The sequence below is a fragment of the Bacteroides sp. Marseille-P3684 genome (assembly GCF_900291465.1).
GTDB lineage: Bacteria > Bacteroidota > Bacteroidia > Bacteroidales > Bacteroidaceae > Phocaeicola_A.
The window spans coordinates 1,283,443-1,299,759 of the sequence record NZ_LT985808.1; the positions used below are offsets into that span (position 1 = coordinate 1,283,443).

17 protein-coding genes are annotated in these 16,317 nt (G+C 54.6%); 4 read left to right on the top strand and 13 right to left on the bottom strand.

All coding sequences use genetic code 11. The annotated features are described in order from the left end of the window. Window position 1 precedes the first annotated feature (1 nt). The 3 genes from C8275_RS04830 (at window position 2) to C8275_RS04840 (ending at window position 3,392) form a co-directional block, all read left to right on the top strand. On the top strand, window positions 2-1,381 hold the full coding sequence (locus C8275_RS04830; RefSeq protein WP_106484311.1) for an efflux transporter outer membrane subunit: 1,380 nt from the start codon (window positions 2-4) through the stop codon (window positions 1,379-1,381). Window positions 1,382-1,464: 83 nt separating this feature from the next. Beyond that, entirely contained in the window at window positions 1,465-2,274 is an 810-nt protein-coding gene (locus C8275_RS04835) for a UDP-2,3-diacylglucosamine diphosphatase (protein ID WP_106484312.1), read from the top strand. Next, window positions 2,271-3,392, top strand: a complete 1,122-nt coding sequence (locus tag C8275_RS04840) for a glycosyltransferase family protein (protein ID WP_106484313.1) — start codon at window positions 2,271-2,273, stop codon at window positions 3,390-3,392. Before C8275_RS04835 ends, C8275_RS04840 begins: the two co-directional genes overlap by 4 nt. A gap of 162 nt (window positions 3,393-3,554) precedes the next feature. Here the strand turns inward: C8275_RS04840 and C8275_RS04845 are convergent, their stop codons facing one another. The 9 genes from C8275_RS04845 to C8275_RS04885 all read right to left on the bottom strand — a co-directional run bounded on the left by C8275_RS04845 (window position 3,555) and on the right by C8275_RS04885 (window position 11,455). Further along, a complete protein-coding gene (locus C8275_RS04845) occupies window positions 3,555-4,319 on the bottom strand; it encodes a UDP-2,3-diacylglucosamine diphosphatase (RefSeq protein WP_106484314.1) in 765 nt (254 codons plus the stop codon). A 46-nt stretch (window positions 4,320-4,365) separates the two neighbouring features. After that, complete coding sequence (locus C8275_RS04850) at window positions 4,366-4,686, bottom strand: metal-sulfur cluster assembly factor (protein WP_022385687.1); 321 nt, start codon at window positions 4,684-4,686, stop codon at window positions 4,366-4,368. Window positions 4,687-4,878: 192 nt separating this feature from the next. Next, window positions 4,879-6,027: a hypothetical protein gene (locus C8275_RS04855; protein ID WP_106484315.1), complete on the bottom strand. Its 1,149-nt coding sequence runs from the start codon at window positions 6,025-6,027 to the stop codon at window positions 4,879-4,881. Window positions 6,028-6,176: 149 nt separating this feature from the next. Next, window positions 6,177-6,629, bottom strand: coding sequence for a hypothetical protein (locus tag C8275_RS04860; protein WP_157948173.1), 453 nt, complete (start codon window positions 6,627-6,629; stop codon window positions 6,177-6,179). A 13-nt stretch (window positions 6,630-6,642) separates the two neighbouring features. Continuing rightward, window positions 6,643-6,876: a hypothetical protein gene (locus C8275_RS04865; RefSeq protein ID WP_106484317.1), complete on the bottom strand. Its 234-nt coding sequence runs from the start codon at window positions 6,874-6,876 to the stop codon at window positions 6,643-6,645. Window positions 6,877-7,046: 170 nt separating this feature from the next. Then, window positions 7,047-7,889 (bottom strand): S1 RNA-binding domain-containing protein, encoded by an 843-nt coding sequence (locus C8275_RS04870; RefSeq protein WP_106484318.1) that lies wholly within the window; start codon window positions 7,887-7,889, stop codon window positions 7,047-7,049. Between the two features lie 55 nt (window positions 7,890-7,944). Beyond that, window positions 7,945-8,598, bottom strand: a complete 654-nt coding sequence (locus tag C8275_RS04875) for an ABC transporter ATP-binding protein (RefSeq protein WP_022385682.1) — start codon at window positions 8,596-8,598, stop codon at window positions 7,945-7,947. After that, a complete protein-coding gene (locus tag C8275_RS04880) occupies window positions 8,595-9,320 on the bottom strand; it encodes a ThiF family adenylyltransferase (RefSeq protein WP_106484319.1) in 726 nt (241 codons plus the stop codon). The genes C8275_RS04875 and C8275_RS04880 overlap by 4 nt, the downstream gene beginning before the upstream one ends. Window positions 9,321-9,322: 2 nt before the next feature. Then, the gene (locus C8275_RS04885; protein WP_022385680.1) at window positions 9,323-11,455 is read right to left on the bottom strand and encodes a cation:proton antiporter; all 2,133 of its coding nucleotides are present in this window, start codon (window positions 11,453-11,455) and stop codon (window positions 9,323-9,325) included. A 205-nt stretch (window positions 11,456-11,660) separates the two neighbouring features. On the opposite strand from C8275_RS04885, the gene C8275_RS04890 reads away from it, so the two are divergent. Beyond that, entirely contained in the window at window positions 11,661-12,671 is a 1,011-nt protein-coding gene (locus C8275_RS04890) for an aspartate-semialdehyde dehydrogenase (RefSeq protein WP_022385678.1), read from the top strand. 171 nt (window positions 12,672-12,842) lie between these two features. Here C8275_RS04890 and C8275_RS04895 read toward each other — a convergent pair whose 3' ends face one another. The 4 genes from C8275_RS04895 to C8275_RS04910 form a co-directional block, all read right to left on the bottom strand. Next, entirely contained in the window at window positions 12,843-13,064 is a 222-nt protein-coding gene (locus C8275_RS04895; RefSeq protein ID WP_022385660.1) for a DUF2795 domain-containing protein, read from the bottom strand. A 54-nt stretch (window positions 13,065-13,118) separates the two neighbouring features. Next, entirely contained in the window at window positions 13,119-13,685 is a 567-nt protein-coding gene (locus tag C8275_RS04900) for a cob(I)yrinic acid a,c-diamide adenosyltransferase (protein WP_106484320.1), read from the bottom strand. A 92-nt stretch (window positions 13,686-13,777) separates the two neighbouring features. Further along, the gene (locus C8275_RS04905; RefSeq protein ID WP_106484321.1) at window positions 13,778-14,398 is read right to left on the bottom strand and encodes a hypothetical protein; all 621 of its coding nucleotides are present in this window, start codon (window positions 14,396-14,398) and stop codon (window positions 13,778-13,780) included. Between the two features lie 125 nt (window positions 14,399-14,523). Next, complete coding sequence (locus C8275_RS04910; protein ID WP_022385657.1) at window positions 14,524-16,227, bottom strand: lipopolysaccharide assembly protein LapB; 1,704 nt, start codon at window positions 16,225-16,227, stop codon at window positions 14,524-14,526. Window positions 16,228-16,317 lie beyond the last annotated feature (90 nt).

The following is a 16,317-nucleotide window of genomic DNA, read 5'->3' on the forward strand; positions in this document are numbered from 1 at the left end:
CATGAAGCGTCTTATGAAGCATATCCTCACATACATACTGTTCTTGGGCGTGTGTCTGACCTCGTGCCAGCTCGGCAAGCACTACACGCGCCCCGATTTGCACCTGCCCGAGCGGCTCGACAGCACGGCGACGGACACGATGTCCATTGCCGACTTCCGCTGGTGGGAGATTTACACCGACACCACCCTCCAGACACTCATCCGCCAGACCCTGGAGCATAACAAAGACATGCTGACGGCGGCGGCACGCCTGAAGGAGATGGCTGCCCAGAAGCGCATCGCCTATGCCAACCTCTTTCCCGAAGTGAAGGGGCAGCTGTATACGGACAAGGAAGCCGAGAACTACGGGGGCGACAGCTATGAGTCTGTCCCGGAGTATTCCGCCAAGTTCATTGCCTCCTGGGAGCTGGACTTGTGGGGCAACCTGCGTTGGGCGAAGGACCGGAGCATGGCACAGTTCCTGCAGGCGGTGGAGAACCAGCGTGCCCTTCGGATGACACTGGTGGCACAGGTGGCGCAGGCGTACTTCGAGCTGGTGGCACTCGACAACGAGCTTGCCATTGTGAAGCAGACCTTGCGTGCCCGTCAGGAGAGCGTCCACCTGGCAGAGCTGCGCTTCAACGGCGGACTCACGTCGGAGACTGCCTACCAGCAGGCACAGGTGGAACTGGCGCGGACGGCGACGCTCGTGCCTGACCTGGAGCGTGCCATCGCGCTGAAGGAGAACGATATCAGCTTCCTCGCCGGGCGTTATCCCTCGACGGTGGAACGCTCGCACCATCCGCAGGACATCCGCCTGCCCGAGACGTTGCCTGCCGGACTGCCGTCGTCGTTGCTGGAGAGACGGCCGGACGTCCGTGCTGCCGAGGAGGCACTGATTGCTGCCAATGCCGAGGTGGGCATTGCCTACACCAACCTCTTCCCGCGCATCACGCTGACTGCCCATTACGGATTGGAGAGCGAGGAGTTCCGGGACTTCCTGCATTCGCCCTACCACTTTCTGAGTGCCAACCTGCTGACGCCGCTCTTTGCCATGGGCAAGAACCGCGCGGCGCTCAAAGCGAAGAAGGCTGCCTGCGAACAGGCGGCTTACCAGTATGAGAAGGCTGTCCTCTCGGCATTCAAGGATGCCCGCAATGCCATCGTGGAGTTCAATAAGATTCAGGACATCTACGATGCCCAGCTGGAGCTGGAACAGGCAGCACGCAAGAGCATCGACCTGACCCGCACGCAGTATCTCAATGGATACATCAGTTACCTTGACATGCTTGATGCCCAGCGTACCTATCTCGACGCACAGATTGCCCTGAGCAACGCCGTCCGCGACAAGCAGATTGCCCTCGTCCAGCTCTACAAGGCATTGGGTGGCGGATGGGAATGAGCCGGAAATGTAACCCGTCCTACATCCTGTCGTAACAGGGAGTGTCTACCTTCGTGCAGTGAACAAAGGCAGACACATCCATGATGTATTTACGCAGACATTACCGCACCGTTGTCCTCTCGGACATTCACCTGGGAACTTCCCACTCCAAAGTCGAGGAGGTCAGCCGTTTCCTGAGCAGCATCGACTGCGAACGGCTCATCCTCAACGGCGACATCATCGACGGCTGGCACATCCGCAAGAACGGGACGCGCCGCTGGCAACCCGCACATACCCGCTTCTTCAAGATTCTCATGAAGATGATGGAGAACTGCGGGACCGAAATCATTTACGTCCGTGGAAACCACGACGACTTTCTCGACGCCCTGGCACCGATGGACTTTGCCAACCTGCACCTGGTGAAGGAATACACCTTCGACGGCGCCAACGGCAAACGTTACTTCGTCACTCACGGCGATATCTTCGACCGTGTGACCACCCGCATGAAATGGCTGGCACAGCTGGGCGACATGGGTTACACCTTCCTGCTGTGGTTCAACGGCATCTACAACCGCTACCGTGCCTACCGGGGAAAGCCCTACTACTCCCTGTCGCAACGCGTGAAGCAGAAGGTCAAGACCGCCGTGTCCTACATCTCCGACTTCGAACATACACTGGCAGAGTTCGCCCGTTCGCGCAAGTGCGACGGCATCATCTGCGGACACATACACCATCCCGAGAATACTTTCTACGGACAGACCCACTATCTCAACTCCGGCGATTGGGTAGAAACGATGTCGGCTCTTACCGAAAGCAAAGAGGGCGACTGGAACATCGTCTACTACGCCGAAGTTGAGTTTGAAAACGGGGCATCCGACCTGAATCTTGTACCCACCATCGCACCCGCCTCATGAAATACCTGTTCATTGTCCAGGGCGAGGGCAGGGGACACCTGACCCAAGCCATCGCGCTCGAAGAAATCCTGCGCAACAGCGGCCACGAGGTGGTCGAAGTCCTTGTCGGCAAAAGCCGCTCCCGACGTCTTCCGTCCTTCTTCAGCCGCCACATCCATGCTCCCGTCCACCGTTTCGAGAGCCCCAATTTCCTACCGACGGCTTCCAACAAGCGTAACCGGCTGGGACGCAGCGTTGCCTACAACGTGGCACGTCTGCCCGTCTACCTGCGCAGCATGCGTTTTATCCGCGAGCATATCGTCCGTAGTGGTGCGGACATGGTCATCAACTTCTACGAGCTGCTGACGGGGCTTACCTATGCGCTCTACCCTATCCGGACACCGCAAATCTGCATCGGACACCAGTACCTCTTCCTGCACAAGGACTTCCATCTGCCCTGGAAGAATGCACCGCGACTGTGGTTGCTGAACTTCTTCACCCGTCTGACCTGTGTGGGTGCACGGAAGAAGCTGGCACTCTCGTTCCGTCCGATGGAGGAGGATGCGCACGGAGGCATCCGTGTGGTCCCGCCCCTCTTGAGGAAAGAAGTATTGCGGAGTGAATCTGTACCAGGCGACTACGTGCACGGCTACATGGTCAATTCCGGTTTTGCCGAGAGTGTCACTGCATGGCATGCCGCGCATCCGGAGGTGCCGCTCCGCTTCTTTTGGGACAAGAAGGGAGAGACGGACGTACGTCGTGTCGACTCCACCCTGAGCTTCTATCCTCTCGACGACACCGAGTTCCTCCGTCAGATGAGCGGTTGCCGCGCCTATGCCAGCACGGCAGGCTTTGAATCCATCTGCGAGGCAATGTTCCTGGGCAAGCCTGTCCTGATGGTGCCCGCACACATCGAGCAGGACTGCAACGCCTTCGATGCCGCTTCCAATGGCGCCGGTATCGTGGCGGACCGCTTCGAGCTGGACCGTCTGCTCGACTTTGCCGACCGCTATGAGCCCGATCCCTCGTTCCGCATCTGGGTGGAGAGTGCTCCCTACATCATCCGCCATGCGCTTGACCCCGATGTATACAGACGTCCGTCCGCCGACCACATGTACATGGTGGAGGAGTTTACATAATATGGAAATGGGGGATTCCCCTGGTGTTGTCCGATTAAACGCAAATGTTAAGAGGGTGCATCGCTCAAATTACGATACACCCTCTTGTTGGCATCGGTACGTCCGTCCGTGAAGGAGTGCTGATGAATGAAAGCTGATGGAAATGTGTACAGTGTCTACCGGTTACAGCCTCGTTTCCCCTTCCACGTAGTTCTCCAGGAAAATGTGCTCCCCGTCGTAGACCGCGTAGGTGAAGGTGGTAATCCAGTCGCCTAGGATGAGGACACGTGTGTTGCGGTTCAGCATCAGGTCCAGCTCGATGTGCCGGTGTCCGTAGATGAAGAAGTTGATGTCGGGATGGAGCTTGAGGTACTCTTTGGAATAGAGCACGAGGTGTTCGCGGTCTTCACCCATGTAGTCGGGCTCCTTGCCGCCTGCACGCTTCATGCGGCTGTGTTTCGCCCAGGTCAGACCGAGTTCAACGCTCCAGCGTGGGTGCAGGGCAGAGAAGAGGCACTGCAGGGTGTGGCTGTGGAAGAGCGTGCGGAGCAGCTTGAACTTCTTGTCCGGATCTCCCAGCCCGTCTCCGTGGGCAAGGTAGAACAGTTTCCCGTAAATCTCACAGGTGAGAGGGGCGCGATGGAGCACCACGCCGCACTCTTTCTCCAGATAATCTCCGCACCACAGGTCATGGTTGCCCGTGAAGTAGTGCACCTCTACGCCACGGTCCGTCAGTTCCGACAGTTTCCCGAGGAAGCGCGTATAGCCCTTGGGGACTACTGTCTTGAACTCATACCAGAAGTCGAACATGTCTCCCAGCAGGTAGACGGCAGCTGCCTTGTCTTTGATTTGGTCGAGGAAATTCACCAGCCGGCGTTCCTGCGTGCGGCTGTGGGCGATGGCACGCGAGCCGAGGTGTGCGTCTGAAAGGAAATAGATGTTCTTCATAACCGGGCAATGTTTAGAGGTGAGGTGAATGTGTACACGGCGGTTGTTACAGGAAGCCCAGCTCCAACTTGGCTTCCTCGCTCATCATGTCCTTGTTCCATTCCGGTTCAAAGACGAGGTTGATGGTGGCGCTCTTCACGCCTTCCACCGACTCCACCTTCATCCGGACGTCCTCCATGATGAAGTCCGCGGCGGGGCAGTTGGGGGCAGTGAGTGTCATGTCAATCAGTGTGGTGCCGTCGTCCTGCACGTCGACTTTGTATACCAGTCCCAGGTCGTAGATGTTCACCGGAATTTCCGGGTCATAGACGGTCCTGAGCATCTTGATGATATTTTCTTCAATGGCTAGTTTGTTGTTTGCATCCATAGTGTCACAGTTTATACTGCAAATGTAAGCGATAATTTCGAAATCCGTGGCTTCTTCTCCCGAAAGTTGAGTGTGGACAGGCCTGTACCTGTCATGAGGATATGAAAAAAGGCACAGGGCAGTTCCTCTTTTCGTGTAGGGGAGATGCTCTGTGCCTGAAAGGCTGGTGCGGCAGCTCGCGGACGGTTGTAATCAGACACGGAAGGTGTTCCGTTCTGCAGCCTGACGGTCTCTTCCCGGTCGTTCACTCGGACGTGGACGGTTGGTGGGTCGGACAGCCGGGCGTTCGTTTCGTGAGGGGCGTACGGCAGGACGTTCGGGTCTCGACGGACGTTCGTTGCGGCTCGGCATCACGTTGGGACGTTGTGGACGTTCCACCCGTGAAGGTCGTTCGTTCTTATCGGGTCTCTGCGGACGCTCGATGCGTGAGGGACGGACAGCGGGTCTGTCGTTACGGTCAGGTCTGGACGGGCGTTCGATACTGACGGGTCTTGACGGTCGTTCATCGCGTGAAGGTCTGATGTTCGGACGGTCGTTGTTGTTGGGTCTTGACGGTCGTTCATCCCGTGAGGGCCTGATGTTCGGACGGTCGTTGTGACCGGGTCTTGACGGACGCTCGACTTGTGAGGGCCTTCGTCCCGGACGGTCATTGTAGCCGGGTCTTGTCGGCCGGTTCTCATGCGGCGGACGGATACCGGGGCGGTCAGGGCGATGACCGATGCCAGGGCGATGGTCGACGATGGGGCGTGGCGGACGTCCGGCAATGCCGGGACCGAAGTCATGCCGCCGGTAGTAGTCGTAATGGGAGTGTCGGGTCGGACGTGCCCAGATGCCCGTATAGCGTGGGTGGTGATAACGGTTGCAGTAGTATCCGTGTGCGAAGTGTGCCCGGCTATGGATGCCCACATAGGTCAGAAAGTTCAGCGGAGCAGCAAAATAGAAGAACGTCGGGTCGTCATATACCGCATAGATGCGCAGGCGGCAGCTGCGGTCGTTGACGTACAGCGGACGGTAGAAGTAGTCGCGGTTCATGAAGCGTTCGAACTGGCTGCGGGTGAGCACATAGCTCAGGTCGTCGTTGCGCAGGTCGAGATTCTGGTAGTATTCGTCGATGGCATAGCTGTATCCGGCAGCGAGGTCGTCGGCAACGTAGCGTATCCGGTCGAAGAAGTCAAAGTTGATTTCGTAGACGTCGGTGATTTGCATGCTGCTCAGTCGCAGTTCATACGCCATGCGGTCGGTCATGAAGCGCGCACTGTTGCGCACCTCCGTCGTGCTCAGCATGGCAAAGCTTGCCACGGTGCACAGGCAGAAAGCCACCATCAGGACGATTCTCTTCATACATTTCATAGCTTTTATGTTTAGAGTTTGACATCAGTTGTTGGTTCTGTGGGCAAAGATAGGCGTAGGGATTTCCCCGTCCAACAGTTTTTCCCTATAATCCCGTAGGGAAATCCCTTTTGCTCCTTTGGCATCCCGGACTTCCAGCTTCAAGGTTCCTGCAAGAGCTGATTGCCCCGGGCAGGCATCAGGCGTCCGTTGTTCAGTCTCACCATCCCGTTTGCCGGTACGCCCCACATAAAGTTACCTTCAGGGGTACGGAAGTATCCAGCCTGTATGGTGGAGTCGTTCCTCAGTCCCTTTTTCCAGGGTGAGTCATCGAGGTAGGAGTCGAAGCTGTTGACCTTCCCGTCGACAAACGTGATGCAATAGACAGATGGTCTGGTGGAACCTGCACTGTTCCGATATTCCCATTCTTCCCGGTTACCATCGAAGCGGCGGTAGTCCGGTTTCCCCAGCAGGCTGATGATTTCAGTCTCACTCATGCCGCTGCGGATGTCCATCAGGTGTTTGTGAAGCGTCCCAAAGCTGTAAGAGGGAGGTATGCAGCTGCCGAGGAGAAGGCCGCATGCCAGAAAAAGGAGTACAATCGTTTTTTTCATAGTTAATGGATGTTTAGTCGATGTTCAAGTGGATGCCTATCCCCGGAGTGTCCATGCCGAAGCGGTATGGCGGACGGTCCGGTCCTTTGTGTGGACGGGACGGACGGGGCTTTTTCGGATGAGGACGGTATGCGTGTGGAGGCGGTCCGACAGGTTCATCATACAGGCCCAGGTACGTGTGCGGCATGCAGGAGGAGAGGAGTCCGCCCAGGCATGCGATAAGGAGTAAGTGTAAATAGCGTTTCATAAGGCAAGTGCTTTTTAGGTTTATCTCTACCGCAAAGGTATGCGGAGGAAATCACACTTGCACGGGGATTTTTCCTATCGTTGGGTAGGAAAGTCCCTATAAATGCAGATGCTCCTTCCGGTGCCACACGCGCAGCATGCACACCGGAAGGAGCATTCATTGTCCGTATGTCAATCGTCTATCGAAGCGCGCAGACCGTCTTCCTCGATGAGGATGAGCCGTTTCCGGTACAGTTCGCCGACAGCCTTCTTGAAGGTCTTCTTGCTCACGCCGAAGGTCGCATAAATCTCTTCCGCGGGACTCTTGTCGTTGAAGGGGGTGAAGCCACCGTTGCGGTCGATATACGCCAGCAGCGTGTTGGCAAAGTCGTCCACCTTGCGGGCGCCTCCCCGTTGCAGCTCCAGATCAATCTTCCCGTCAGGGCGTACCTGCTTGACGTATGCCTCCAGCTTCATGCCCGGTTCCAGCGTGCGGAACACCTCGTTGGCATAGAGCAGTCCGCTGAAGCGGTTGTCCACAATTGCCTTGTATCCCAGCTCCGTCCGTTGCCAGATGAGGAGGTCCACCGGGTCGCCTGCCTTGTAGGGCGGCTTGTCTTTGGACAGGTAACGTTCCACTTTGGCGGATGCCATGATGCGGAAGCTGTCTTCGTCGATGTGTACGTGGACGACGTAGCGCCGCCCCTTCTGCATCTTCATCTTCTGTTCGCGGAAGGGGACGAAGAGGTCCTTCATCAGTCCCCAGTTGAGGAATGCTCCGTATTCATTGGTCCATGCCACTTCCAGGCAGGCGAAGTCGCCCACCTGTGCATACGGGGTCTGTGTGGTTGCCACGAGGCGCTCTTCGTTGTCGAGGTAGATGAATACGTTGAGCAGGTCGCCCGGCTTGCATCCGTCAGGGACATAACGTGCGGGGAGCAGGATTTCGCCGTCGTCGTCTCCGTCGAGGTAGACACCGAAGTCCACTTCCTTGACGACGGGCAACTGATTATATTTTCCTAATTGTACGTGCATTTGGTAAGGATGTTAGGTGATTCATTACTTGTGTTTCGTCTTGCGGGTGCGACGCTCATCCGACGACCCGTCCGTCCTGCAGGTGGATGGTGCGGTCGGTGAGGGAGGACAGCGTCTCGTCGTGCGTCACGATGACAAATGTCTGTCCGAAGGTGTCGCGCAGGTGGAAGAAGAGCTGGTGCAGCTCCGCCTTGTTCTGCGTGTCGAGGCTGCCCGAAGGCTCGTCGGCAAGCACCACGTCCGGATGATTGACCAGGGCGCGTGCCACGGCCACCCGCTGTTTCTCTCCACCCGAGAGCTCGTTGGGCTTGTGCGACGCACGCTCCTCCAGCCCCATGAAGCGGAGTAGTTCGCGGGCACGGGTCTCCGCCTCTTTCTGTCCCTTCCCGGCGATGTAGGCAGGGATGAGTATGTTCTCCATCGCCGTGAATTCAGGCAGCAGTTGGTGGAACTGGAAGACGAAGCCGATGTGCAGGTTGCGAAAGCGTGCCAGTTCCTTCTCCTTCAGTCGTCCCACGTCGATGCCGTCGATGGCGACCGTGCCTTCGTCGGGTTTGTCGAGTGTGCCCATGATTTGCAGCAGGGTGGTCTTTCCCGCCCCGCTCGGTCCCACGATACTCACAATCTCGTTGCGTCCGATGTCGAGGTCGATGCCCTTCAACACCTGGAGCGAGCCGAAGCTCTTGGTGATTCCTCGGAGTTCTATCATAGATGTTCGATTACGTATTGTGCCAGGTAACAGCCGAAGACGGCAGGCATGTAGCTCACCGTTCCGGCAGTCGATTTCTTGTTTTGTTCGTTGTCGATGAGGAGCACGGCGTGCGGGTCTGCCTGTTCGGTGCTGAACACCACGGGCAGCTTCCGTTTCGGTCCCATCTTCTGGAGGCGTTTGCGCACCGCCTTGCTCAGTCCGCAGTGGTACGTCTCCCACAGGTCGGCAAAGCGCACCTTCGTCAGGTCACGTTTGGCTCCAGCACCCATGCTCGACACGATGGGGATGCGCCGTTGCCATGCCTCACTGATGAGGTGGCACTTCGGGCTGATGGTGTCGATGGCGTCGACGATGAAGTCGAAGCGGGCACTGTCGAGCAGTTCGGGGATGCTCCCGTCCTTCAGGTATTCGGCACGGACGGTCAGTTCCAGCTCCGGGTTAATGTCGCGGAAGCGTTCCGCCAGGATGTCGACTTTCGGTTTCCCCAGCGTGGAGTGCAGGGCAGGCAGCTGGCGGTTGATGTTCGACGGTTGTACGGTGTCGGCATCCACCAGCGTCAGGTGTCCCACGCCGGCACGGCAGAGCATTTCCGCCGCATAGGCGCCCACTCCACCCGTCCCGACGATGAGCACGTGGGAGCGGCGCAAGTGTGTCAGGCGTTCTTCACCCAGCAGCAGAGCTGTGCGTTCCAGCCAGGAAGGGGTATGTGTCAGTTCCATTGTTACGATTCGGATTTAAACCATTTGTAGAGATACTTGCTCACCGTCTCGTATGCCTTCGAGTCCACCGTCTGGTGTGGTTCGGAGAAGCTGACGAGGTCCTGCGGGTCGCCCAGCTGGTCGGGGTAGATGACCATCAGGCTGTTGTTCGCAAAGTAGCGTGAGATTTGCAGGGGCAGCTTTTCGAACGACGGTTGGTAGGAGATGGAGCCTTTGCGGGCGGACACCACGACGAACAGGTGGTCGTAGTTCACCTGCCCGGTGAGCAGCAGCAGGTCTTCCCAGTCGTCCAGCTCCGTATATTCGGCGTTGGCATTCTGTTGTTCCACCAGGTGGCGGAGGAACCCCAGGGTCTGAGGGGTGGCGAAGAAGTGGACACGGCAGCCCAGTGTCTTGCTCAGACGGCAGACCTGTCCCACCCATTTCGGGAAGCCTACTTCGTATTCCGCCTGCATGGGCACGGCCACGACGATGCGGCGGAGTGTATTGGCAGGCATGAGTAGCTTCATGATCATCACCTCGCGGTGGGTACCCTTCAGCAGACTCTCCGTGAGGTTACCGAAGAAAGAGTCCATGATGTTTGTCTTGCGGTGCAACCCGATGACGAGATCGGTGATGGCATGCTCCTTGGCTGCATGGATGATGCCCTGTGCCACGTTGATGTCGTAGCGCAGCACGGTCTGTATGTCCGTACCGGCCGCTGAGGCAATCCGGGATGTCTGCTCCAGGTCTTTCCGTGCCTTGAGTTCCTTCGCTTCGGATGCCGTGCTGTCGTTGACCACGCTCAGAGCAACCAGCCCTTTGTTCTGCTTGGGATTCCGTATCATGAGTGCGATGTCCATCAGTCCCTGGATGGTCTCCGGGTTGTAGATGGAGATCAGGATACGCTCGTCGCGCTTCTCTTTCTCGTCCGTCACTTGCCCCTCATGTTCTTCGGTAACCAGACAACGGGCCGCATTCTCGGTGATGAACGCACTCACCGTGCAGCTGACGATGATGAGCAGAATGGCACCGTTGAACACATCCTCATTGAGGAGGCGGCTCCCGTCGGGCAGGATAATGTTGTAGCCCACCGTGACGGCAGCCAGTGTCGCTGCAGCACGTGCATTGCTGAGGCCGTACATGAGCCGGCGCTCCACCTTGCGCATGCGGAATATCTTCTGTGTGGCCCATGCCGCCAGCCATTTTCCCACCAGGGACACGGCGACCATGATACCTGCCACCTTCAGTGCATACAGGTGATTGAAGAGGGAGGTGACGTTGATGAGCATGCCGATGCCGATGAGGAAGTAAGGGATGAACAGGGCGTTGCCTACGAACTCCAGGTGGTTCATCAGCGGCGAGACGTGGGGGATGAGGCGGTTCAGCAACAAGCCCACCAGGAAGGCGCCCAGGATACCCTCCATGCCAATGAAGGCCATGACTCCGGCTCCCAGGAATACCATGGAAAGGACGAAGATGTATTGCAGGACGGGGTCGCTGTAGCGTCGGAAGAACCACCTTGCCACACGGGGGAAGAGGAAGGTGATGACAATGGCGGCCACGATGAATTTCAGTATCAGCCATACCCAGAACAGGTTGGGCGTGTTCTCCCGGAACGAACCGGCGGTGATGGCGAGCACGAGCAGCGTCAGGGTGTCGGTGATTGCCGTACCGCCCACAGCAATACCCACGGCGCGTTGTTTGGAGAGTCCGTACCGGATGGCGATGGGGTAGGTGACCAGCGTATGGCTGGCGTAAAGACAGGCGAGCAGGATGCCGGACATCAGCCCGTATTCCAGCAGCGTCAGGTTGGCCCAGACGCCGATGCACAGTGGAAAGAGGAAGGCGAGCACTCCCAGGACGGTCGCCTTCACACGGATGCTCTTGAAGTCCTCCATGTTCATCTCCAGACCGGCAAGGAACATGATGTAGAACAGCCCGACTTCGCCGAACAGTTCAAAACTGCTGTCGCGTTCCAGAATGTGGAAACCATGTTCGCCGATGAGGGCACCTGCCAGAATCATGCCGATGATGTGAGGCACATGCAGGCGCTCCAGAATGATGGGAGCCAGCAGGATGATGACCAGCACAAGGAAGAAGATCCACGTGGGGTCAGTGATGGGGAAATATCCGGCGTTCAAGAGAGTCAACATAGCTAATCTGTCCGTGAATTCTTGCGCAAAATAAATAAAAAGAATCCAATTTATACCGCCGTATCTGCCAAAATGTTATACTTTTGCACCCGATAAAAGAGATATTTATCCGAAATTACGCTTCCGGTTGACGAGTTGACAAGCAGACAGGTCAAACCGGACCCATTACTAACTTTATTCACTAACTAAGACAGATTCAAGAACGATGAAAGTAGCTATTGTTGGCGCGAGTGGAGCCGTAGGTCAAGAGTTCCTCCGCGTACTCGAAGAGAGAAATTTCCCAATCGATGAATTGGTATTGTTCGGTTCTTCCCGCAGTGCAGGCACGAAATATGCCTTTCGCGGTAAAGAGTATGAAGTAAAACTTCTTCAACATAACGATGACTTCAAGGGAGTGGATATCGCTTTCACCTCAGCCGGAGCCGGCACGTCGAAGGAATATGCTGAGACCATCACGAAGTATGGTGCGGTGATGATTGACAATTCGAGTGCCTTCCGCATGGATGAGGATGTGCCTCTGGTTGTGCCCGAGGTGAATGCGGAAGATGCGCTGGTACGTCCGCGCGGCATCATCGCCAACCCCAACTGTACGACCATCCAGATGGTGGTAGCCCTGAAGGCCATCGAGAAACTTTCACACATCAAACGCGTGCATGTGGCGACCTATCAGGCTGCCAGCGGCGCAGGTGCCGCTGCCATGGCGGAGTTGCACGAGCAGTATCGCCAGATTCTTGCCGGTGAACCTGTCACGGTGGAGAAGTTTGCTTATCAGCTTGCCTACAACGTCATCCCGCAGATTGATGTCTTCATGGACAATGGATATACGAAGGAGGAGATGAAGATGTTCAACGAGACACGCAAGATCATGCACTCCGACGTGAAGACCAGCGCCACCTGTGTACGTGTGCCTGCCCTCCGTTCTCACTCCGAGAGCATCTGGGTGGAGACTGAACGTCCGATTTCCGTTGAGGAAGCTCGCAAGGCATTTGCCGAAGGAGAAGGCCTGGTGCTGATGGACGAACCCGAGAAGAAGGTTTACCCCATGCCGCTCTTCCTTGCCGGTAAAGACCCTGTTTACGTGGGACGTATCCGCAAGGATCTGACCGACGAGAACGGACTCACCTTCTGGATTGTGGGCGACCAGATTAAGAAGGGTGCTGCCCTGAATGCCGTACAGATTGCCGAATACCTCATCAAGGTGGGGAATTTGAAATAGGAACATTCTGAAAAGAATAGAGAAAAAGCCAACTAATTCGCAATGCTTTAAGGCTGAATTAGTTGGCTTTTTGTATCTTTAGGTTTTGAAGGGCCATAAAACACAGCGAGATAAACAAATGAGCTTTGTTTATCTCGCTGGAATTTCCTTGTTTAATCTATTGGAAGGAGTTTAGTACTCGTCCTCGTTGAAGAAAAAGTCTTCTTTGCTTGGATAGTCGGGCCAAATATCTTCAATGCTTTCATATATTTCGCCTTCGTCTTCCATTTCCTGCAAATTCTCAATTACCTCAAGAGGTGCTCCCGAGCGCATCGCATAATCAATCAACTCATCTTTTGTCGCCGGCCAAGGAGCATCTTCCAATTTAGATGCCAATTCTAGTGTCCAATACATAGCTATCTTTTTTAATAGAGTTCGTAATGCGGCGCAAAAATATAATAAATATTATCACTCACAAGATTTTTGCCAAATAATTTCATGTCCTCCTGTTAAATTGTTCAATTTGCGGGAGAAGACAAATAAGTAATCTGACAGACGGTTGATGTAGGCCGTCAATAACGGGTCTACTTCAACTCCGGACTCTATCAGGGCTAGGATGCGGCGTTCTGCACGACGGCATACCGTGCGGCAGACATGCGCGACGGCTGCCCCTTGTGAACCTCCGGGAAGGATGAAAGCTTGTAAGGCAGGCAATCCGTCTTCCGCTGCATCGATGGCATGTTCCATCTTTTCTACGTCGGCTTCACGCACCACACACTGGGGATGCACCTCCTTCTGTTCCTGATCGGTCGCCAGGTAAGAACCTACGGCAAAGAGTTTGTGTTGAACCGATAGCAGGAATTTGCGGTCGGCTTCATCGGTCACGTAGGTCACCAGTAGACCGATGTTTGAATTGAGTTCGTCGACTGTGCCATAAGCTTCCAGACGCGGATGCGTCTTTGACACCCTGATTCCTCCCACGAGACTGGTCGTTCCTTTGTCGCCGGTCTTCGTATACACCATGCTTTTCTTCATATTTCTTTTATTTTTTGACAGAAGTTGTGCCAAAGCCTAAATTCTGTCAGTTTATTGATTTTTCAGCTCTCATACAGTGAACGCAGATGCCTTCAGCAATAGGTTATCCGGTAGTTGCGACGTGGATGATTGCGGTCAAAAAATACCAGCCCGATGTCGTAGAGGTCTACTGTGAATCCGGTGCGTTCGTCACGCTCTACCGCTTTCCACCACATCCGTCGGTCTTTATCTGCATGGATGGATGGAATGATGAAAACCGAATGTTCTCCGGTAAGTGGCAAAGCTGCCTCAAATGCTTCCCTGAAAGCGTTGGTGCTGGAAATGAACAGAAAGTCCAGTTGCCGGCTGTCCCCCAAAGTCTGTTCCAACTCCTCGGTTGAGAACCCATGATCGTCGGGTATATTCCTGCAAACAGCATTCTTCCGTGCCAGAGACATGCTTTTCAAGCTCCTCCCGTCACTGTTTCCTGCTTCGATGATGCTGTCGGGAAGGAAGCGGTTGACCAGACGGAAGAGCAGCCGGTTGATTTTGAATGAACCGGAAGAGTATGGAGACTCACCGGGCAGTTGACCGATGGCTTCGTATGCGTAATAGGGGAGCCGTTCACGGAATACGTCGGTCAGCAATGCATATATATAAGGTGAATGAACGCCAAAACCCAGGCTTTGGCGCAAGCGGCAGACAGAAGCGAATATTTTGCGTAAGGATGTCATGATGTTTCTTTTACCGGAAGCACGGACAGATAAAAAGTCGCCTTGCCCGGTTCGCAAACATAACAAAAAAAGCGTTGTACCGCAACGGGCACAACGCTTTTCTTTATCGAATGTCAAACAATGACTTATTTCACGATGCTTTGGAACTCAGAGTTGGTTACATATTTAGCAAACTCAAGGTCAGTTGCAGCTTTCTTTGCCAAAGATGCATCTTTTGAAACGGCAGTCTTCAGGTTGCTGATTACCATGGCTGCATTGTTGGTGCGTGCACCGAGGATAGCCGACAGGTAAGCTGTGTAGGCGTCGGGGTTCTTCACACCTTCAAGTGTAGACTTGGCACGGTTGTAATCCTTTGTCAGGATTTGAGCCAATGCAGCACTGTTGGTCTTCACGTCGCCGAATGAAGTTACGGCTCTGTCATATTGACCGGCAGCAATGTAGTAGTTACCGAAAGCTTCGTCGAGACCGGCAGCACCGGCAGCCTTGCCAAGATAAGTCTCAGCGGCAGCCTTGTCACCCTTGATCAAGGAGATCAAGCCGAGGTTGGCGTTGGCTTCAGCAGCAGAAGCGTTCTTTTGGAGAGCGGTCTTGAAGTAGTTTTCAGCTTCATCAAACTTACCAGCCTGGTAAGCCAGCTCACCCAAGTTGTTGTAAGCACGGTAGTCTGCAGGGAAACGGTCGGTTGTAGTCTTGTAGATAGCTTCTTTTTCAGCAGCGCTGTCTACCAATGTGGCAGCATAGAGAAGCTCCTCTACGCTGAGTACTTGCGGTTCGCTCTTGAACGCAGCCAGGATTTCATCATCTGAACGGCCAATCAATTGGTAGTTCAAGGTCAGGCGTGCACGACGCAATTGCGGGAGGATCTCATCAGCCAGGTTCTTGAATACAGAAGAGATGTTCTTGATTTCAGCCTCGCGTTGTTCGGGGTCTTGATACATGGAGAGCACGCGCAAGATAAGGTCCTTATCCTGGATGTTTGATTTGGAAACCAATTCCTGGAAGCCTTCCCAGTCTTGTGCGGTGTATTTGGCGTCAACATTGGTTTCAATCTTTTCTTTCTTCAACTGTTTGTTGAGGTAGTTCTCGGTGTTCTTCTGACGTTGAGCAGCCAGTTTGTCGTTCAGTTCCAGACCACCATCAGGTGAAGCATAAGCAGAGATTTCGATGTTTTCCATCAATTTGCCCTTTTGGTCTTCCTTGACGTTCTTCAGCATTTCGTTGAAAGCTTTCAGAGAGTCGGACTTCAACTCGCTGGCACGCAGGTTGGCCTGTTGGATCAAGAACATGATGTTGGCATTCTTGGCTTGTTTGATGACACGTTGGAAAGCGTCTTCACCGTTGGTCGTGTTGGCGTTTGCCAAAGTGTTCTTCACCAGTTCGGAAGTTGCAATCACACCGTCAGCGATTTTCACTGCCGGGATGGTCACGGTCTTTTTGCCTACTTTGGCATCAAACTCCAGATAGAGTTCCGATTTAGCCATTTCAGGCACATAGTCGAAAGAAGTCTGCATGGTGTAGTTTCCACCGGCTTTGTAGTAAATGGTCTGGTCGTTGCCTTTTACTTTCTCACCTTGGAAGGTGGCAGGTTGTCCTTTGGCTTCACCACCATCCCAGCGGAGTACCGGAGTTACTGTTACGACAGCTTTTTTCTTAAAATACTTTTCGGGGAATTTACCATTGATGGTCACATCCACTTTACCTCCGACAGCCTCTAGTACTTGAGGAGTCGTCGTGAAATAGTCAGATGACAATTCACCCATTTTGCCGCTACATGAAGAGAGCGCAAAAACCAATACCATTAGAAATGGCAAATAGAGTTTTTTAATCATAACACGTTAAACTTAGTTATTTAGATAATAGTCTTACATAAAGTAGTGCAAAGATATAAAATCCGTGTTCGATAGAACAAAAGGGACTTA